At 60.6% G+C, this 19,583-nt stretch carries 18 protein-coding genes and 1 other RNA gene; 2 read left to right on the top strand and 17 right to left on the bottom strand.

Features of this window, described 5'->3' with window-relative positions; all coding sequences use genetic code 11:
• Positions 1-37 precede the first annotated feature (37 nt).
• The 8 genes from GPK39_RS01300 to ssrA all read right to left on the bottom strand — a co-directional run bounded on the left by GPK39_RS01300 (position 38) and on the right by ssrA (position 6,659).
• Complete coding sequence (locus tag GPK39_RS01300; protein ID WP_215673477.1) at positions 38-559, bottom strand: hypothetical protein; 522 nt, start codon at positions 557-559, stop codon at positions 38-40.
• 447 nt (positions 560-1,006) lie between these two features.
• On the bottom strand, positions 1,007-1,735 hold the full coding sequence (gene nagB / locus GPK39_RS01295; protein WP_195443890.1) for a glucosamine-6-phosphate deaminase: 729 nt from the start codon (positions 1,733-1,735) through the stop codon (positions 1,007-1,009).
• A gap of 271 nt (positions 1,736-2,006) precedes the next feature.
• Positions 2,007-2,504, bottom strand: coding sequence for a PTS sugar transporter subunit IIA (locus GPK39_RS01290; protein WP_215673476.1), 498 nt, complete (start codon positions 2,502-2,504; stop codon positions 2,007-2,009).
• Positions 2,505-2,575: 71 nt separating this feature from the next.
• A complete protein-coding gene (glmM, locus tag GPK39_RS01285) occupies positions 2,576-3,913 on the bottom strand; it encodes a phosphoglucosamine mutase (RefSeq protein ID WP_006234694.1) in 1,338 nt (445 codons plus the stop codon).
• A 123-nt stretch (positions 3,914-4,036) separates the two neighbouring features.
• Complete coding sequence (rpsI, locus tag GPK39_RS01280; RefSeq protein WP_022094634.1) at positions 4,037-4,432, bottom strand: 30S ribosomal protein S9; 396 nt, start codon at positions 4,430-4,432, stop codon at positions 4,037-4,039.
• Positions 4,433-4,434: 2 nt separating this feature from the next.
• Positions 4,435-4,878: a 50S ribosomal protein L13 gene (gene rplM / locus GPK39_RS01275; protein ID WP_022094635.1), complete on the bottom strand. Its 444-nt coding sequence runs from the start codon at positions 4,876-4,878 to the stop codon at positions 4,435-4,437.
• A gap of 194 nt (positions 4,879-5,072) precedes the next feature.
• Complete coding sequence (locus tag GPK39_RS01270; protein WP_148346525.1) at positions 5,073-5,951, bottom strand: patatin-like phospholipase family protein; 879 nt, start codon at positions 5,949-5,951, stop codon at positions 5,073-5,075.
• A gap of 344 nt (positions 5,952-6,295) precedes the next feature.
• Positions 6,296-6,659, bottom strand: a transfer-messenger RNA (tmRNA) gene (gene ssrA, locus GPK39_RS01265).
• 237 nt (positions 6,660-6,896) lie between these two features.
• On the opposite strand from ssrA, the gene GPK39_RS01260 reads away from it, so the two are divergent.
• Positions 6,897-7,331 (top strand): hypothetical protein, encoded by a 435-nt coding sequence (locus GPK39_RS01260; RefSeq protein ID WP_215673475.1) that lies wholly within the window; start codon positions 6,897-6,899, stop codon positions 7,329-7,331.
• 60 nt (positions 7,332-7,391) lie between these two features.
• Here the strand turns inward: GPK39_RS01260 and GPK39_RS01255 are convergent, their stop codons facing one another.
• The 6 genes from GPK39_RS01255 to GPK39_RS01230 form a co-directional block, all read right to left on the bottom strand.
• On the bottom strand, positions 7,392-7,907 hold the full coding sequence (locus GPK39_RS01255) for a type II toxin-antitoxin system VapC family toxin (protein WP_195503213.1): 516 nt from the start codon (positions 7,905-7,907) through the stop codon (positions 7,392-7,394).
• A complete protein-coding gene (locus GPK39_RS01250; RefSeq protein ID WP_215673474.1) occupies positions 7,904-8,266 on the bottom strand; it encodes a hypothetical protein in 363 nt (120 codons plus the stop codon). Before GPK39_RS01250 ends, GPK39_RS01255 begins: the two co-directional genes overlap by 4 nt.
• Before the next feature lie 129 nt (positions 8,267-8,395).
• Positions 8,396-10,411, bottom strand: a complete 2,016-nt coding sequence (locus GPK39_RS01245) for a heavy metal translocating P-type ATPase (RefSeq protein ID WP_338404368.1) — start codon at positions 10,409-10,411, stop codon at positions 8,396-8,398.
• Between the two features lie 78 nt (positions 10,412-10,489).
• Positions 10,490-10,735: a DUF6110 family protein gene (locus GPK39_RS01240; RefSeq protein WP_022094642.1), complete on the bottom strand. Its 246-nt coding sequence runs from the start codon at positions 10,733-10,735 to the stop codon at positions 10,490-10,492.
• A 181-nt stretch (positions 10,736-10,916) separates the two neighbouring features.
• A complete protein-coding gene (locus GPK39_RS01235; RefSeq protein WP_215673472.1) occupies positions 10,917-12,674 on the bottom strand; it encodes an ABC transporter ATP-binding protein in 1,758 nt (585 codons plus the stop codon).
• Positions 12,675-14,501, bottom strand: coding sequence for an ABC transporter ATP-binding protein (locus tag GPK39_RS01230; RefSeq protein WP_006234706.1), 1,827 nt, complete (start codon positions 14,499-14,501; stop codon positions 12,675-12,677).
• Positions 14,502-14,621: 120 nt separating this feature from the next.
• Between GPK39_RS01230 and GPK39_RS01225 the strand changes: the two genes are divergently transcribed.
• Positions 14,622-15,620: a helix-turn-helix domain-containing protein gene (locus GPK39_RS01225; RefSeq protein WP_252204487.1), complete on the top strand. Its 999-nt coding sequence runs from the start codon at positions 14,622-14,624 to the stop codon at positions 15,618-15,620.
• A gap of 222 nt (positions 15,621-15,842) precedes the next feature.
• Here GPK39_RS01225 and gatB read toward each other — a convergent pair whose 3' ends face one another.
• Genes gatB through gatC form a run of 3 tightly spaced genes read right to left on the bottom strand, consistent with a single transcriptional unit; the run spans position 15,843 to position 19,344 of the window.
• Positions 15,843-17,519, bottom strand: coding sequence for an Asp-tRNA(Asn)/Glu-tRNA(Gln) amidotransferase subunit GatB (gatB, locus tag GPK39_RS01220; protein ID WP_055287078.1), 1,677 nt, complete (start codon positions 17,517-17,519; stop codon positions 15,843-15,845).
• A complete protein-coding gene (gatA, locus tag GPK39_RS01215; RefSeq protein WP_215673470.1) occupies positions 17,519-19,033 on the bottom strand; it encodes an Asp-tRNA(Asn)/Glu-tRNA(Gln) amidotransferase subunit GatA in 1,515 nt (504 codons plus the stop codon). Before gatA ends, gatB begins: the two co-directional genes overlap by 1 nt.
• Positions 19,033-19,344, bottom strand: a complete 312-nt coding sequence (gatC, locus tag GPK39_RS01210; protein ID WP_055287082.1) for an Asp-tRNA(Asn)/Glu-tRNA(Gln) amidotransferase subunit GatC — start codon at positions 19,342-19,344, stop codon at positions 19,033-19,035. The genes gatA and gatC overlap by 1 nt, the downstream gene beginning before the upstream one ends.
• Positions 19,345-19,583 lie beyond the last annotated feature (239 nt).

Raw genomic sequence — 19,583 nt, 5'->3', positions numbered from 1 at the left:
TCCAGATTCTAGGACAGGGGCCGCTTGCGTTTGGCGGTCAGCCGTCGGCGCGCTTACACCAACATTTCCGACGCGATCCCTTGAGCATCTGCGCATTGATCTTAACCGAATCGCCCAGCCCATGAATCAGCTGACGATTTGAAGGACGGCAGGAGATAAAGACCCCAACCCCCATAGCGCGCAGGCCGCGAATCCTGTCGATGAGGTCTTCGGTATCGTGCTGATCGAGGTTTGGCACATTATCAATCGCGATAAGGGAGTGCGGTTTGTCTTTGAGTTCTTCGGTAACCACCTCGAGCTGCATAAACACCTCGCGCCCAATGGCGCGATCGGCCTCGATAATCCGCACGGGGCCTCGCGTTGGGTCGCATTTAACCTCATGGGTGTACTGCAGCAGCACCGAGGTCTTCCCAAACCCGTCGGGCGCATAAAGAACCACGATGCCGGCCTTTCGGCCCTTGGCGATAAGCTCATTCATCAAGCGTTCGCGTCGCACCATATAGCCTCCGCCCAGCGGCATCAGCTCGAGGTCGTCTATACCGCTCAAATCGTTTACCATGCCCGCTCCTCAAGTCGACCGTATGGACACTGTAGCCGCAAGACCATACAAGCCGCGCTATGAATAGAGCGACCTTGTGTTTTAGGTTGTCTTTTGGTACGCAAGCGGCAAGTTTTTGTACAGCGAGGGCCGATTGTTATTAATCCCCGACTAATCGGTCTTTAAGCAGGTAAATGAGCTTGTCAGCTTGTCCCATCTAAGCGTCAGTGTAACGCAGATGAACAAGGTTCAGCCATGTCATTCAACTCGCCTAGCACCCGCTACCGTCTACGACCTTTTAGTGGCATTTTTGCATAGAATCTGATATGGAATGAATCAAGCTGTTGGACATCCGGTATTCGTCAAGCTTACGGCAAGTTTTTGGTCAAGTGGACAGAAAGGGATAGCAAAAAGGCCCCCGCAAAGCGGAGGCCTTAGGCAAGGTTATGTCGAGCCGCAGGATTCGCGCTACTCGCAGAGCGAAAGAGCGGCCTCGTCGGCAACGACAACGCAGTTGGTGTGCAGCTGCAGGATCGAAGCCGGGCACTCGGGTGTAACCGGACCATAGCACATGTCATGCACAGCCTGAGCCTTGGCCTCGCCGTTGGCGACGACCAGGATCATGCGGGCATACATGATGGTCTGGGTACCCATGGTGTAGGCCTGACGGGGAACATCGTCGATGCTGTCGAACAGGCGGCTGTTGGCCTGAATGGTACTCTCGGTGAGGTCGACGCAGTGCGTACCCTTGGAGAAGTGGTCATCGGGCTCGTTGAAGCCGATGTGGCCGTTGTTGCCAATGCCGAGCAGCTGCAGATCCGGGTAACCGGCGTCAGCGACGATCTTGTCGTACTCAGAGCACGCAGCGGCGGCGTCGGGGTTGGAACCGTCGGGCACATGCGTGTTGTTCAGGTCGATGTTGATGTGATCGAAGAAGTTCTCACGCATGAAGTAGTGATAGCTCTGGGGATCGTCGTGCGAAAGGCCGCGATACTCGTCCAGGTTGTAGGTGCTGACCTCGGCAAAGTCGACGTCGCCCTTCTTGTACCAAGCAGCGAGCTGCTTGTAGGCACCGATCGGGGTGGAGCCGGTGGCAAGGCCCAGCACACAGTCGGGCTTGAGGATAACCTGCGCCGAGATGATATTGGCGGCCTTGCGGCTCATATCCTCGTAGTCTTTAGCTTTAATGATCTTCATTACGCGTCCTTTCTCGTACAAGAGAGGCAAGGCTCCCTTACAAGCACTTGCCCGCGGCCCGCGTCGGCCGCAACCAACGTGTGCGGCCACCAGGGCGAGGTCGCGTAATGTATGTGTCTCGTGTCTAACCGCGTCGAGGCCCCTGCCCGTCCACGGTGACCCAAAGCCTTTTAGCTTCGGACAAATCCCATCTTGCCACGGAGGGCGTCCTCTTTCAAGGGCGCCCTCCGTAAACGTGTTTGAATTGTAGACTAATGGCCACGTGCACTTGCTAGCGCTCGCGAGCAACGATGAGCTGGTCCATCTCTTCGACATGCACGCCAACGGAGCCCTTGATGCTCGAGAACTCAACGGAGTTGCATACCAAGATGGGAATCGTCACATCGTAGCCCTCGGCAGCAATTGCCTCGCGATCGAACTCAATGAGTACATCGCCCTTATGGACGATGTCACCCACTTGCGCATGTACGGTAAAGTGCTTACCCTCGAGCTGAACGGTATCCAAACCAACGTGGATGAGCACGTCCAGACCATCGACCGTGTTAAGCGCTACGGCGTGTCCCGTGGGAAAAATGGCCTCGACCTTGGCATCAGCCGGCGCAATCACACGCGTTCCGGTGGGCTGAATCGCCACGCCTTGGCCCAAAAGGCCGGTGGCAAACGTCTGGTCGTTTACCTCGGAAAGCGGAATGACGTCGCCCGAGATGGGAGCATCCAGCGTAAGGACTCGACCACGCATACCAAAAGACCTTAGGACTTTAGTGAACATGCTCCCCCTCGGACATACCGATCAACCAAAATAACCTTAACAGTTTACCACTTGGCACCCGTTTTTGACCATTAGGGAAGTTCGCGCTTGACAACCTCGACGATGTCGTCGACAACGCGCTGGGTCAGCTCGTGCGTCTCGGCCTCGGCCATCACGCGGACCAGCGGCTCGGTACCGCTCGGGCGTACCAGAATGCGGCCGCGGCCGTCAAGCTCCTTCTCGGCAGCAGCAACGGCATCCCAGATGGGCTGACAATCGTCCAAGCCGGCCTTGTTGTCGGAATGCACGTTGACGAGCACCTGCGGGTACTTCTTCATGATGCCGGCAAGATCGGTGAGGGTACGACCAGTGCGCTTGAGCACGGCCAGCAGCTGCAGAGCCGTCACCAGGCCGTCACCGGTGGTGTTGTGCTCCAGGAAGATGATGTGGCCGGACTGTTCGCCGCCGATGACGGCGCCGTCCGCGAGCATGCGCTCCAGAACGTAGCGGTCGCCCACGGCGGTCTGGACCATCTCGAAGCCCTGTTCCTTCATAGCGATGGAGAAGCCCAGGTTGCACATGACGGTCGAAACGATCTCGGAGTTGGCGAGCTTGCCGCGAGCGGCGAGATCAGAACCGCAGATAGCCAGGATGTAGTCACCGTCGATCTCATTGCCCTCGCTGTCCACGAACAGCACACGGTCGGCGTCGCCGTCGTGGGCCAGGCCGATGTCGGCGTGGGTGCGCAGCACGAGCTCGCGCAGTGGCTCAAGGTGAGTGGAGCCGCACTCAACGTTAATGTCAGTGCCGCAGTAATCGGTGTTGATGGCATGGACCGTGGCGCCCAGGCGCTGCAGCGCGGCGGGCGTAGTCTGGCAGGAAGCACCGTGGCCGCAGTCGACGGCAACGACCAGGCCGTCGAGCCTCAGGCCATCAAGCGTATCGATGGCGTGATCGACGTATGCCTTGCGAGCGTCCTTCATCTTGATAATGTGGCCCACGCCGGCACCGGTCGGCAGCGTGTCGGCAGCCATGGCTTCCTCGGACATGACCCAGGCGCTGATCTCTTCCTCGACAGCATCGGGAAGCTTCATTCCTTTGCGGCTAAAGAACTTGATGCCGTTGAACTCCGGCGGATTGTGCGAAGCGGAGATGACGATGCCGCCGTCGAGCTCGTTTTGAACAGTGAGCAACGCCACGGCAGGCGTGGGGATGACGCCGCAGCAGTGCGGACGGCCGCCCTCGGCCATGATGCCGGCGGTCAGAGCGCTCTCGAGCATGGTGCCCGAAAGACGCGTGTCGCGGCCGATGCAGATATCCGGACCAAGGAACTTGGTCGCCGCGCGGCCCAGGCGAAACGCGAGGTCGCACGAAAGATCGGCGTTGGCGACGCCACGGACGCCGTCGGTACCGAAGATGTTCTGGGGCATAGGATCGCTCCTTCCCTAGCAGGCGATATGCAACCGCCCACCCTAGTCGAAAAAGAAAAGCGGGACCCGCCGAGGAATCGGCAGGCCCCGCTTGTACATTGTATCTCGAAAGGAGATAAAACCTTAGCGCTTGGAGAACTGGGGAGCGCGGCGGGCCTTCTTGAGGCCGTACTTCTTGCGCTCGACCACGCGAGCATCGCGCGTAAGGAAACCGGCCTTCTTGAGGTCAGCACGGTAGTCGCCAGCGTTCAGAAGAGCGCGAGCGATGCCCAGGCGCAGAGCGCCGGACTGACCGGAAATGCCGCCGCCATCGCACAGAGCGATAACGTCGAACTGACCGGCGGTGTCGGTCACCTTGAAGGGAGCAAGGGCGTTCTCAACGAGCTGATGACGGCCGAAATACTGCTCGGCGTCACGCTTGTTGATGGTCACCTTGCCGGTGCCGGGGACGAGACGGACGCGGGCGACGGCGTTCTTACGACGGCCGGTACCCTGGTAGACAACGGTGTTCTCAGCCATCTTTAAGCCTCCAGCTCAATCTTCGTGGGGTTCTGGGCAGCGTGCGGATGCTCGGCACCAGCGTAGACCTTAAGCTTGGTCATCTGGGCACGGCCGAGGGTGGTCTTGGGCAGCATGCCGCGAACGGCGCGCTCGATGACCTTCTCCGGGTGCTTCTCCATAGCCTGGCGGAAGCTCTCAGCCTTGAGGCCGCCGTTGTAGCCGCTGTGGCGATAATAGGTCTTCGTGTCGGCCTTGTTACCGGTAAGCTGGACCTTATCGGCGTTGATGACGACAACGAAGTCGCCGCAGTCGCTGTTGGGCGTGAACTGGGGCTTGTTCTTACCGCGCAGGATCATTGCGATCTGGGTGGCAAGACGGCCCAGGACAGCACCATCGGCGTCGACGAGAACCCAGTTGCGCTGGACCTCGCCCTGCTTGGCGTAGTGAGTCGATTTCGAAATCACTTAGACTCCTCCATGTACAGTACGTGTTGTTACAGAGATTCACGGGGCTCTGCAAGTAACCCGTCCATATTACCCCGCTCGCCGTACGAGTCAACAGGTATTTTGGCTCCGACCAGAGTTTCTGCACATGTCATCCACGAGCCGTGATTTTTCCAGCTCTTTAACTGTTGCCATTTTTTGATGGTTCGCCGTCGCTAGCGCTCAACGAACTCTTGGATTTCCGCGAGCAGGCGCTTTGCCTCCTGACGGCCCTGGATATACAGGTCGAGGAGCTTTGCCGAATCGTGCTCGACGTGGCCGACCTCGACCGGCTTTTGCGGAGCGACGACCAACGCGCGGCCCTCGCGCTCATACTTCCACAGGTGCATGCGCTGGATGTTGTAGCGGTCGTGGCGCGTCTCGATAGCCTCGAGCAGATAGGGGTAGTCGGCATAACGCGCACGCGCGGCCGGCAAAAACTCGTAGGGCTTTTTCTCATACGAACGGTCCTGCGTGACGATGACGACCGCACGATCGAAGCCCGCCTCCTCGAGCACATGCTCGATAGGAACCGAATCGGCCACGCCGCCGTCGACGTATTTGTGCCCGTCAATCTCGACCGGCGGCGTCACCAGCGGCAACGACGTCGAGGCGCGCACGGCGTCGAGATCGAGCACGGCGCTTTTGACCGGGAGGTACGTGGCGGTTCCAAAGAGCATGTCCGTAGCGACGGCGTACATCTCGATGGGGCTTGCGTCGAACGTCTCATTGTCAAAGGGATCCAGGCGGTCCTGGACATCGTTGAAGATGAAGTCGTAACCCACAATAGAGCCCGTGGACGCAAACGATGCGGCGCCCATGAAGCGGCTGTCGTTGCAGAAAGCCAGGTTGATGCGGTTGGCACGGCCGATCTGGTGCGACTTGTAGTTCACGCCGTTGAGGGCGCCGGCCGATACGCCATATACCGCCGGAATCTCGACGCCAGCCTCCATGAGGACGTCGAGCACGCCTGCGGTAAATTGCCCGCGGAAGCTGCCGCCCTCCAAAACGAGCGCGACCTTGCCGGCGTTCTTTGCCTTATCTTCTGCAGTCATGTTGACCTCCTGCGATTGCGTTTTGGCTTTCTTCTACCCAGTTTTGGGATGGCGAGCGCGCAGGTTTTTCGAGGCGGCAGGTGAAGCGGAAAGTGTGCCCCAGTTTGAGGCGGGATTCCGGGATGCGCTTTCCACTTGGACCGCCGCTGGGAAAGCGCGTCCCGTTCTGAGCGCGGATTCCGGGACGTACTTTCCGCCTGGGCCGCCATTGGGAAAGCGCGCCCCACTCTGCGTCACTGAGGCGTTTTCTTTACGCACGCGCCCTGCACAGAGTTCGATTCTCCGCGGTGCGGACTAGAAATAAAAAGGCAGGTAGATACGAATATCTACCTGCCTGTTACTTCTGGTGGAGGCGCGGAGAATCGAACTCCGGTCCACGAAAGCCCCCTGATTGGCATCTCCAAGCTCAGTCGCTGGTTTAGTCTCGGACGCTTTGCGCGCAGCGACACGCTCGCGGCGTCCTAACCGGTTCGGTCTTAGCCTGCGCCATACCGATTACGTGCGCAGGAGCATTCCCCTAACATGACGTCGCGCCGGTGTCGGGGAAATCACCGGGTTGACGCGCCGCTATAAACTAAGCAGCGAGAGCCATAGGCTCAAAAGAAGAGTTGTTGTCAATTCAATTTGACGGTACCCCTGTTTAACGAGGCGAGGAGACCTCGGCTTGCTTCCTCTCTCAGAGCTATCGTGTCGAAACCAGTCGCCCCCGAATGTCGGGAAAGTCTGGATGGCATTGGACACGAGCGCCCAACACCCGTCGACTTTTCAAGGAACATGCGGGGTGAGCCCCGCTTGTGGAGTGTTATCTTACCACGTTCTAAAGGCAGACAGCTGTTCTATGCACGAGCTGTGAAGACCCCAATGTGCTCCGCACTTCGCACTTTTGCTACCGATCGCGTCACGTATATTTTCGCCAAGCAAAATTGACCCGTCGAAAGGACCGTTATGGATACCAAGCAGCAGCTCGTCAATGCCCTCGCAGGCCTGGGCTCAACCATTACCGAAGCTATGGATGTCATCGAAGGCTTTGTCCCCTGCGGACATCCCGCCCTCACGGTATCGAACGCACTCGTCGCGCTGGACGCTGACGATGGTGCAGCTCTCGCCCAGCAGCTTGAGACCGTCGAGGGCTTTATCGACCACGTGAGCGAAAACCGCGGCGTGGCCGCCTACCACGGCATCGAGGTAGAGCTCGCAGGTCCCAAGGCCGATCTGCTCGCAGCAATCCGCGAGGTAGGTACCCTTATGCAGACTGCAGGCGTCAAGAACACCCAGGTCAACGAGTGGGTCTACCGCGGTCTGGCTGCACTGAACGATTCCGATGAAAAGGCAGCCGAGAAGCTCGCCGAAGCCCCTGCCATCAAGGCCGCGCTTTTGTAATTAAAGGATGCGTGCCCTTCGGAATGTCGACGTTCCGAAGGGCACGCAGACAGCAAGGCGCTAGCGGGATGCCCGCCCACCGCGTTCGGCCAGCGCGAGAATCGGCATCATTTGGCGCGGCGTCTTTGCTGCAAGATCGGCATGTTCGAGCAGTTTGCGATCGTTAGTTACCAAGTAATCAACCTGGGCGCGCTTGCATGCAGCGAGTACCAAGTTGTCCTCGTAATCGCGATGGAGCGTCAGATATTTGTCGGCTAGCCACAGATCGGATGCATCAGCGCCCACGGCTGTAGCGTTTTCGGTCATATTCCGAACAAACGCCAGCGCAGCCTCGCCGATCGCTTGCGCCGACGCTTCGTCGACCGAGCCTTTTTCGACAAGAACCCTGCGCTTGAACTCGTGCTGAACTACGTACAGCACGTCCTTGGCGATATGCACCGGAAAGAGCAGCGCCGCGCCCGATTCCGCTGCCTGCCCAATAAACGCACGCGCGGCAAGCGACTCGGCATGGTCGGCGCAAAACGAATCGACCCACACATTGGCATCCACCATGATCTTAAGAGGGGCTCCACTCACAGGATCATCCCCTTTTGGCGATAGCGATCGTGCATGGCTTCGGAATAGATTGTGTCCCAATCACGATCATCGGATGCAGGTGACGCATCGATACCTAAGTCCGCGTAAAGCTGATCAGCCGCCGCCCAGGATGCGGCAAACGGAGAATCCAGCGCGGCACCCCGCTGTCGGTCGTTAACGGCCTCAAGGATTTCCTCACACGAACCGCCGCCCTGCGCAACCTTGGCCACGACTTTTTTAATAAGGTCGGGCAGCGTTCCGCCCGATAGTCGCAGCGCTTCCTCGGCACGCTCTTTAACCGAGCGATCCACGCGAACATTTACCTGCGCCGTGCTGCCAGCAACGCTCATATTGATCACACTTCTCCCGCCTGCTATCACTGCTAGCACCACTATAAATGGCTGATAGCACACGGTCAAACATAAAAAGCCTGCATCCGGACGACAGCAGTGCCGCCCGGGTGCAGGCCATAAACTCAAGCAAAAGCGTTAGCGTAGATAGGCCTTTGCGTTGCTCAGGCTGTAGGCGATCGTCGAGCCGTTGTGCAGGAGCGACGACGTCTGCGGAGTGATCATGCCGGTAATACCCAATGCCAACAGCGCTGAGTTGGTAAGCATCACCTTGGAATACGAACTCGTCAGACGATCGATGAGACCCTGGCTCATACGGCGCAGGCGCACGATCGCGGCAAGGTCCGTATCGGTCAGAATGATATCGGCGACCTCCTTGGCGATGTCGCTTCCGCCACCCATCGCCAGGCCCACGTCGGCCAAACCGAGCGCCGGCGAATCGTTGACGCCGTCGCCCACCATGGCAACGTGGCGCCCCTCGCCCTTAATGCGCTCAACATACGCGTACTTGTCCTCGGGCAGTAGCTCGGCCTTAAACTCGTCGACCCCTGCCTCGCGCGCAATGCGCTCGGCCGTGCGCTCGGAGTCACCCGTGAGCATGACCACGTGCTTAACGCCCAACGCGTGCAAGTCGGCGATGGCCTCGCGCACGCCAGGTTTGAGCGGATCCTCGATACCGAGCACGCCCACAACCGTGCCGTCGACCGCCAGATACAGCGGCGACAGGCCCTGCATCTGGGACTCGATGCGCTCCTTGATGTCGGATTCGAGCTGCGCGCCCTCATCCTCAAACACAAAATGCGCGGAACCGATGATGGCACGACGCCCCTCAATGGACGAAGCGATGCCGTGCGCCACGATGTACTCGACCGCAGCGTGACGCTCGCGGTGCTCGAGCCCGCGCTCGCGTGCCGCATTGACCACGGCGCGTGCCACCGGATGCGGGAAATGCTCCTCCAAGCAAGCGGAAAGGCGCAGGACCTCGTCCTCGCTCCAGCCATCGGTCGTGAGCACGCAAGCCAGGCGCGGCTGCGCCTCGGTGAGCGTGCCGGTCTTGTCAAAGACAATGGTGTCGGCCTTGGCAAACGACTCAAAGTACTTTGCGCCCTTGACCATGACGCCCATCTTGGCGGCATCGCTCATGGCAGTCATGACGGCAACGGAACCCGTGAGCTTGAGCGCGCACGAGTAGTCGACCATCAACGCCGCCGAGGTCTTGATGAGGCTGCGCGTGGTGAGCGCAACCAGGCCCGCGAGCAGGAAGTTCCACGGGACGATCTTGTTGGCGAGGTCCTCCATGTGCGACTGACCCTCGGACTTGAGCGAGTCGGCCGTCTGCACGAGCGAGACGATCGAGCGCAGCTTGGTCTGCGCCGTGTTGGCGCGCACGCGCACCAAGATGCTGCCGTCTTCCACGACGGTGCCGGCGAATACATCGTCGCCCGCGCTGCGCTCGACGGCCAGCGGCTCGCCGGTCAGGGTCGCCTGGTTAACCATGGCGCTTCCCTGCTCGACCACGCCGTCGATGCAGATGGACATACCAGTGCGTACAGCGACCAGATCGCCGGGCTCGAGCTCGGTAGCGGCAACGCTTACTTCGGTGTCGCCGACCACTTTTTGCGCCTTGTCGGGAACGTCGAGCAGCGAGTTGATGAGTTCGTTTTCGCTCATGGCGCGGGTGTAGTCCTCGAGCAGCTCGCCCACGTTGAGCAGGAACATCGTCTGGCCCGCGGTGTCGACATCACGCTTGACGAACGAAATGCCGATGGCCGAAGCGTCGAGCACAGGAACGGTCAGGCGCGGCTGCGCCAGCTCATGAAGGGCAGCGCGCAAAAATGCCATGTAACCGGCCACGACAAAGATGGCACGCAGCGGCGTCGGCAAGAACCAGCGGCGCGCGTAGTGGGCGCCGATAAGTGTGGCAAGATCCATGACGAGCTTGTGCTTGCGTGGCTCAAGCTGCATCACGTAACCCGTCTTTGCGTCGGCAATGGCCTGGGCATCGAGCGCACCCAAGGCGTCGAGCACGCTCGCGCGGCGCGGCTCGTCATATTCGAGCGCCATCTGGCCAATACGGCCATACACGCGCACCTTGCGCACGCCGTCGATATCGCCGCTGAGCTTAAGAAGTGCATCGAGATCGCTCTCTGGCACAGGACCCGCCAATTGAAGACGGGTCCTGCCGGGGATCTCGCTAATAATCGAGAATCTCATAGTTTGTGCCTGGGAGCGTTACTCGGCTGCCTCGTCAGCAGCGGCCTCGCTCTGGGTGATGTAGGCCGCCTCGGCGACCATGTCGTCGACATTGGCCTTGGCCTGCTCGACCATGTCCTGGTAGCAGTTCTTGACGCGCATACCGCACGCGATGCCCTGCACGCAGGCGTTCTTTACCGGAGCGCTGGTGAGCAGCTTGATGCCGGCCGTACCAAGCAGAAAACCGCCACCGACAAGCAGGGTGTTAAACGTCGACTTCTTCATGTTGCTTCTCCCTTTTGCCGCATTGGACGCGGCACGGTGCCTCAGCACCCGAGTAAACAAGTTTGCTCGAGCACACTTTTGAGACTAGTTTAGTATAATTATTTGGTCAACAACGGCTAACTTTTTGGAAACTATGGGGGTGAACTCAATATGACAAAGGGACTGTCCCTTTGTCACACTCCTACAGCTGCCAGGCCGCCGCTTCCTTTTGCAGCGCAACCATGCGGGCGAATTCTCCACCTGCCGCCTTGAGCTGCGCCGGGGTGCCCTGTTCGGCAACCACGCCATTCTTGAGCACAACGATTTTGTCGGCATTTTCCACCGTACGCATACGGTGGGCAATAACGATAACCGTCTTACCTGCAAGCAGACGGGAGAGTGCCTGTTGCACCACGGTCTCGTTCTCCACATCCAAGCTTGCCGTCGCCTCGTCCAACAGCACGATGGGCGCGTCTTTGAGCAGTGCGCGGGCGATGGAGATGCGCTGGCGCTCGCCGCCGGAGAGTTTGGAGCCGTTCTCTCCAATCATAGTGTCATAGCCCTGCGGCATGCGGTTCACGAACTCGTCACAGTTGGCGGCACGCGCGGCTGCAAGCACTTCCTCATCGGTGGCATCACGACGCCCGAGGCGGATGTTTCCCATCACCGTGTCGTCAAAGAGCAGCACGTCTTGGAACACAATGGCGTAGTCGCGCAGCAGCACCTCGGGATCCACGCCCGCAACATCCACACCGCCCACGGCAACCTTGCCCGCAGTGGCATCCCAAAAGCGCGCGGCCAGGCGGCTCACCGTAGACTTACCGGAACCCGAAGGACCGACCAGCGCCGTGACCTCGCCTTCCTTGGCGGTAAAGCTCACATCGGTAAGAACTTTCTCGCCGGCGCGTCCGTCCTCGCCCGCACCATAGCCAAATGCCACGTGATCGAACACCACATCGTGGCCCGCAGGCTTAAAGTTCTCGCTGCCCCGCGCCACAGGCTCTTCCATGATGGAACGCATGCGCTTGGCAGACGACTCGGCGGCAAACAGCTCGGACATTAACATTAATGCCTGGTCAAAGGGCGCATAGATACGGCTCACCATAAGCAGGAAGGCAAACAACACCAAAAAGTCGACCTGCCCGGAGGCGACCATCGCGGCGCCCGTGACCAGCGTGGTGGCAATGCCCAGACGCAGGATGGCAAAGGCGGAGTTGACCAAAAGCCCGTTAACGAGCTCGCCCTTGGTGGTCTCGCGCTCCTCGGCATCGATCACGGCGTTGAGTCCCTCAAGATAATGGGCCTCCTGGTTGGTGGCGCGAATCTCGCGAACGCAGTCGAGCGTCTCTTGAATAGCCTCGGTAACCTTGACCTTCTCGGCGCGCACGCGATCAAACACCGGAGTCATGGGGCCGCGCGTCAGATACAACACGGCAAAGGCCACGGGAACGCTCCAAAACGCCGCAATCGCCAGCTGCCAGCAAAAGAACAGCGACGCCACGAACACAATGGCGCTTGCGATGATGGCACCCCAAAGCTCTCCCAGCACGTGGCTGTAGGCGTGCTCCATGGCCTGGACGTCGCCCATGATGGTCTCGGTTAAATCGGCCAGATCACGACGACCGAAAAACGACAGCGGCAGTTTGCGCAAGCGCTCGGCGATCTCCATACGCTGCTTGCCGCACTCCTCGTAAAAGATGCAGTAGGTGTAGTAATACTGCTGCCAGTTAGAAGCAAAGAGCAACACAAAAAAGACCAGGAGGCCGCACACAATCGGCAGGGCATCCGGCAGGTCAGCCCCGCTGGCGAGATGCTCGACAAAGCCGGCCATAACCAGGAATAAAAAGCCCATGCCAGCCATGGTGATGAGATTGGTGAGCGTGGTCCAGAAAATGCCGCGTTTTACGCCGGCGACGCCTTTATCGGATAGGAAATACTTCTTTTGGAATGAGGCGAACATTTAGGCCTCGCCTCCCTTCGTGACGGCGGCATCCGCGGTCGCAGCAGTAATCTTCCAGCTCGCGGCCTGCTCGTATTCGGCCCACATCTTGGCATACAGGCCATTTTGGGACAGCAACTCGGCATGGGTACCCGACTCCTGCACGCTGCCCTGGTTGAGCACCACGATTTGGTCTGCGCCCACCACGGTCGAAAGCCGGTGCGCAATCATAATGACCGTGCGACCCGCCGCCAGCTTGCTAAAGGCGCGCTGAATGAGCGCCTCGTTCTCGGGATCGGCAAACGCCGTGGCCTCATCGAGCACCACGATAGGCGCGTCTTTAAGGATCGCGCGGGCGAGGGCCACGCGCTGGACCTCGCCGCCCGAAAGATATGCTCCGCCGGCACCGAGCATGGTATTGATGCCCTGTGGGAGCTTGGCCACAATGTCGTCGCACTGAGCTGAGGAGAGGGCCGCACGCACTTCGTCGTCAGTGGCCGTAGGCTTGGAGGCGCGTACGTTGTCGGCAAGTGTTTGCCGGAACAGCTGGTTGGTCTGGAACACGAAGGCGACCTGGTCCATAAGCTCGTGCGGATCCATATCGCGAACGTCCACACCACCTACGAGCACTCGACCCGAGGAAACATCCCAAAAACGCGGAATCAGGCTTGCGCAGGTTGACTTACCGCCACCCGAGGGACCCACCAGGGCGAGGGTGCCACCAGCGGGAACGCTGAAACTTACATGGCTAACGGCGGGTGCTTCGGCACCCTCGTACGTAAAGCTCACGTCCTCAAATCGCACGTCGCCGCCGGCAGGGTGCTTGGGTTGGGCGGGCACGGAGAGCTGCTTGGAATCCATGACGCTTCGAATACGAGCCAGCGAATCGGCACTCATCTGAGAGGCCTCGCCCACAAACATGAGCTTGGTCATAGCCGTCGGTACCACGGCCGAAAATATCGCGTAAAACGTGAAGTTGGTCATAAAATGCGCGAAGTCCGTCTCGCCTGGCGCCAACAGCAACGCCACGGGCAATAGGAATGCCACAAGACCATTGAGCGCGGTAAGGTTGAGTACCTGCGGACCTCGGCAGAACGTGCCCGCATAGTTTTGTGCCATGTCGGCGTATTCGGCGATCGCATCGTGGAAGGCCTTAAAGGAGTAGACCGTCTGCTGAAACACCTTGACCACGGGGATGCCACGTACGTATTCGGTGCCGGTCTTGTTCATCTTGACCAGCGCTCCCATGTAGGCCTTCATGAACTCGGCGCCTTTGCCGCTCATCATGGTGGCCATGGCGCCAAACGAAACGACGACCGAGATAAGGCATGCCGCCCCCAAACGCCAATCGAGCGCGAAAAGCAGCACGAGCAGGCCTGCGACCATGGCGGTGGCGCCTGCGATATCGGGCAGCATGTGTGCGAGCAAAGTCTCGGTGGAGGCGGCGCATCCGTCTACAATACGGCGCAGCTCACCGGTGGCGTGCGTGTCAAAGTAGCCAAGCGGCAGCTTAAGCAGGTGCTCGCTCGTAGTCTTGCGGATATTGGACGCGCAGCGAAACGCGGACAGATGCGTGCACATGAGCCCCACGAAATAAGCTACGATGCTTGCCAGCGCAAACCCCACGGCCCACCAGCCATACGTCGCGATGTCGCAGGCTTCGCTCCAGTTAGGTGCCACGGCGATCAGATCGCGCGCGACAAGCCAAATGCACACGTACGGGCCAAAGCTCAGCAGCTGCGAGAGCGCCGAGAGCGCCATGCCCAAATACGTTAGGAATTTACGGTCGCCGGCATATGCAAGCAGCTCGCCGATACCGCCGCCTTCCCTTTTTGATCCCTTTGCCATGAGATTCCTTTCTAACGGCTTGAGAGTTAACCGTAATGAACTTATCATTGATGTGTTAGCCATGGCTCACAATTAAGCCAGGCATGGACGTTTCTGCAAAGGAAGGGGACGCTTTTGCAAATGCATCGGGCCGCGACCGACATAACCGAGCTCTATGCACCACAGTTTGAGCAGTTTGGCCTGGAGCTTTCCGGCAAGGGCGCCGTCTTTACCGGCGAGGTGGCAAACGACCGGGCGCACGGACGCGCATGGATCATGCCCCTCTCCCCCACCTGCATCGTCATGGAGCATTTCATCACCCCGACGCACGATATGTACCTGGCCGAATACACACCCGAGCCATACGCCTGCGTGAGCGAGGTCAGCGCGCCCACACTTACATGCATGCCCGAGGCTGGCATAACGCCCGCGAACCTCAAACCATTGCATGGACCGTGGCCGAACAATGCCGTTTGCAGCTTTATCCAAAACAACTGTGGCGAGGAGTTAAGCCCGCTGTTTGCGGAGGAGCTCTATCACTCGCGCTCGGTGCTCTTTTTGCCTGGATATTTTGACGAACTGGAGCACCGCTATCCCACCGAGTTCGTGGGAATCTTTGAGGCGTTTGCCGAGCCATGGCATGAGGAAGCGACGTCTGCCATCTGCCACACGCTACGCCGGATTAACGAGGACCGCGCCCGCACCGTAGGCGGACACGTCTATATGCAGGGCATCGTGGAGACCATGGTCGCGGAGCTCGCCTGTTCGCGCGCGGCCCACAAGCAGGCGCGGCAGGCGGCAGACACACGCGTCAGCATAACCATTGCCGAAGAAGCAACGGCAATGATTGAGCGCGCGCTCGACAAAGGCAGACATGTGGGTATCAACGAGGTGGCCGAGAGGCTCTACACAAGCCGCTCCAAACTATGCGCCACCTTTAAGGCCCAAACTGGCGAGTCCCTGGGCGCCTACATTCGCAGACGCCGTATGGAGCGAGCACAGGACCTTTTGGCAGACAGCTCGCTCACGATAGCGCAGGTGGCAGAGCGTCTAGGCTACCCTCAGCAGGCCGCCTTCACCCAAGCCTTCAAACAATACACCGGCACCACCCCCACCACCTGGCGTTCCCAACATATATAAAGAATGAGGGCGCCAACGGCGCCCTCATTCACCAAATTCAATCCAGCCAACCTGACCCGAACGGCCGAGTCGTCACAGAACCCGGGAGCCCCGGCAGGGCGGGTGCTTCCTCAAAATGAGTTCCGCACGCAAAGAAGGCCACTTAATGTGGCCTTCGTCTTGCGCAGGACTGTTCGAAATTTTGAGGAAGCACCCGCCCTGCCGGGGCTTCCGGGTTCCCGTTTACGAGAGCGACGTTCTCAGCAACTCGTTGAAGAGCTTCGGGTTGCCCTTGCCGCGGCTCGCCTTCATGCACTGGCCCACCAAAAAGCCGATGACCTTCTGGTTGCCGTCACGATACTGTTGTGCCTGATCGGCACAGTTTGCCAGCACCTCGTCCACGATCGGCTGTAGCGCGCCGGCATCGCTCACCTGACGCATACCACGCTCGTCAACGATCTTGTTGGGGTCGTCGCCGGTCTGGGCCATGGCCTCAAAGACCTCGTGCGCCTGGTTGGAGCTGATGGCATCGGTCGCCAGCAGCTTGGCGAGCGCCGCCACCTGAGCCGGTGCGATACCGGATTCGGCGAGCGACACGCCTGCACCCTTAAGGTAGGCGATCATCTCGTTGACCAGCAGGTTTGCGACCGTCTGGGCCTCCTTGCCGGCCATACCGGCAGCAGCGGCCTCAAAGAAGTCGGCAAACTCGGGGTCGCCGGCAATCTGTTCGGCGTCGGCCGCTTTAATGCCAAAGTCGGCCTCAAAACGGGCGCGCTTGGCATCGGGCAGCTCGGGAATCTCGCCACGGCAGCGGTCGATGAATTCGTCGTCCAGATCGAACGGCGCCAGATCGGGGTCGGGGAACAGACGATAGTCGTCTGCCGTCTCCTTCACACGCATGACTACGGTGCGCTTGCGACTGGGCTCCCAGTGGCGGGTCTCCTGATAGATGATGCCACCCTCCTCGAGCACCTCGGCCTGGCGGCAAATCTCGTAGGCAAGGCCGTCATGCAGGCTCTTAAACGAGTTGAGGTTCTTGAGCTCGGTCTTGGTGCCCAGCTTGGTCTCGCCGCGACGGCGCAGCGACACGTTGCCGTCGCAGCGCATGGAGCCCTTCTCCATGGAGCAGTCCGAAATGCCCAGCGTCACAAAAATGCGACGGAGCTTTTCCATAAACAGACGCGCTTCCTCGGGCGTACGCAGATCGGGCTCGGTGACGAGCTCGATGAGCGGCGTGCCGCAACGGTTGTAGTCGACGAGCGACTCGGCCGCAGCGGTAATGCGACCCTCGGCACCGCCCACGTGCACCATCTTGGCAGCGTCCTCCTCCATGTGGATGCGCAGGATGCGGATGGGCACCGTGTAGGAACCGTCCTCGCGACGCTCGGGCATCTGCAGGTTGGACGCGTCGTAGCTGGCCAGATGGCCGGCGCGCTGGTTGCCCTCACGCATGGTCGACGTCATGGACGTGGACAGGCCCTCGGCGTTGGCTGAGGCGCTCGCCAGGCTCTGGGCCTCGGCCTCGCCAAACGCGCAGTCGGGGCGCTCGGCAGCTCCGCGACCGGTCACGTCCAGATCCAGGTGACCGTACATGGCAAAGGCGACCGGACCCTGCGTGGTCTGGAAGTTCTTGGCCATATCGGGATAGAAGTAGTGCTTGCGGTAGAACATCGAGTGGCGCTGGATCTCGCAGTTGGTGGCGAGACCGGCCTTGACGATGCTCTCGATGGCGCGCTTGTTGGGCACCGGCAGGGCGCCGGGCAGGCCCAGGCACACCGGGCACACGTTGGCGTTGGGCTCGTCATCGTGGCTGAGCTTGCAGTTGCAGAACATCTTGGTATCGAGCGCGGTGAGCTCGGTATGGATCTCCAGGCCGATCACGGCCTCCCAATCCTGCAGGACCTCGGAAAGCTCCTTCATTACAGCTCGCCTCCCTTCCCGGCAAAATCGGGCGCGACGGAAAGCGCGGGCGCACCCGTGGCGGCATCGGCAAAGCCGCGCTCAAGGGCGCGGGCAAACGTGAGCAGCTGACGGTCCTTAAACGCCGGACCAACCAGCTGGGCAGAAACGGGCAGCTGAGTATCCTCGCCCAGGCCCAGCGGCACCGAGATGCCACCGTTGCCGCAGATGTTGAGCGAAATGGTGTACAGGTCCGAAAGGTACATCTGCGTGGGGTCGCTGATCTCGCCAAACTTAAAGGCCGTGCGCGGCGAGGCGGGCATGAGGATGGTGTCCACCTTGGCATACGCGGCGTCGTAGTCCTGCGTGATGAGCGTGCGGGCCTTTTGCGCAGCGTAGTAGTACTTGTCGTACACGCCCGAGCTCAGCAGGTAGGCGCCGAGCATCTGACGGCGCTTGGCCTCGGCGCCAAAGCCGTGGGCGCGCGAAAGCGAACTCTGGTCGGACAGGTTGGCGCAGCCCTCCTCCTGATAGCCGTAGCGAATGCCGTCAAAACGGGCCAGGTTGGAGAACGCCTCGGCCGGGCCGATGACGTAGTAGGCGGCGATGGCGGCGTCCAGGTGCGGCAGGTCGACCTCGACCAGCTCGGCGCCCTGATTCTGCAGCTCCTGGGCGGCGCGCTGAACAGCGGCCTTGACCTCGGGCGTCAGGCCCTCGGCCTCCATAAACGCGGGGATGATGCCCACGCGCTTGCCCTCGATGCTGTCGTTGAGATGCTCGGTAAAGTCGACGGCGCAATCCTGGCTGGTGCAGTCGTACGGATCGTGGCCCGCGCCGGTAAGCGCGTTCATGGCCAGCGCGACGTCCTCGACCGTGCGGCCAAAGGGGCCCACCTGGTCGAGCGACGAGCCAAAGGCGACCACGCCGTAACGGCTCACGGCGCCATACGTGGGCTTAAAGCCCACCACGCCGCACAGCGACGCCGGCTGGCGGATGGAGCCGCCGGTGTCCGAGCCCAGTGAGAGCGCGACTTCGCCCGCGGCGACGGCTGCAGCGGAGCCGCCCGAGGAGCCGCCGGGCACGCGCTCGGTATCCCAGGGGTTGTTGGTGCGATGGAACGCCGAGCTCTCGGTGGAGCTGCCAAAGGCAAACTCGTCCATGTTAGCCTTGCCCATGGGCAGGCAGCCGGCGTCGAGCATGCGTTGGACGCAGGTGGCGGTGTAAACACTCTGGTAGTTCTCGAGCATGCGGGAAGCGCAGGTGGTGTGCGTGCCCACGAGGTTCATGTTGTCCTTAATGGCCAGCGGCACGCCTGCAAGCGGGGGCAGCGGCTTGCCTGCGGCACGGTCGGCATCCACGCGCGCAGCAGCCTCGAGCGCAAGCTCGGGCGCCACCTGCAGGAATGCCTGGACCCCGCCCTCGCGCGCCTCGATGGCGGCAAGGGATGCCTGGGCCACCTCGGTAGCGGTAAAGTCGCCGGCGGCAACGCCTGCGGCGATCTGGGCGGCGGTAAGGGAATCGAAGCTCTGCGCCATTACTCGCTCTCCCCCTCTCCCAAAATGGACGGCACGCGGAAGTAGCGGTCGCGCGCGCTGCCGGCGTTTTCGAGCGCGACGTCGAGCGGCAGGTCGCGCTCGGGCTCGCGCAGGTCATCGCCCATCACGTTGGACAGGCTTCCGATGGGATGGAACGTGGGCTCCACGTCGGGCAAGTCATATTGCAAGACGGGCTCGAGCATCTGGACGGCGTCGTTCAGGTAGGACGTCATCTGGGTGAGCTCGTCATCGGTCAGTGCGATCTTTGCGTACTCGGCGATGCCGCGCACGTCTTTCTCGCTGAGTGCCATAGGCGCTCCCTTCCGCATAACAGTTAAACCGCTCTAGTATACAGGGCAACGCCGCTCGGAGCAGGTGCTTTACCTAAATGCAGCGAAAACGTAACGAGGGCGGCGGCTGGCAGGCGGCGGGCTGGCGGTTCTGCAGCGAAACCGTACCGTCCGTAGCGAAAACCATCCCACCCGCAACGAGAACCGCGCCGCCCGAAACGAAAACCGTCCCGCCCGCAGCGAAAAGCATCACAACATTC

The sequence above is a fragment of the Collinsella aerofaciens genome (assembly GCF_018785245.1).
GTDB lineage: Bacteria > Actinomycetota > Coriobacteriia > Coriobacteriales > Coriobacteriaceae > Collinsella > Collinsella aerofaciens_AD.
Note: the sequence above shows the minus strand (reverse complement) of the source record. Positions and strands in the feature narration are given on the sequence as shown.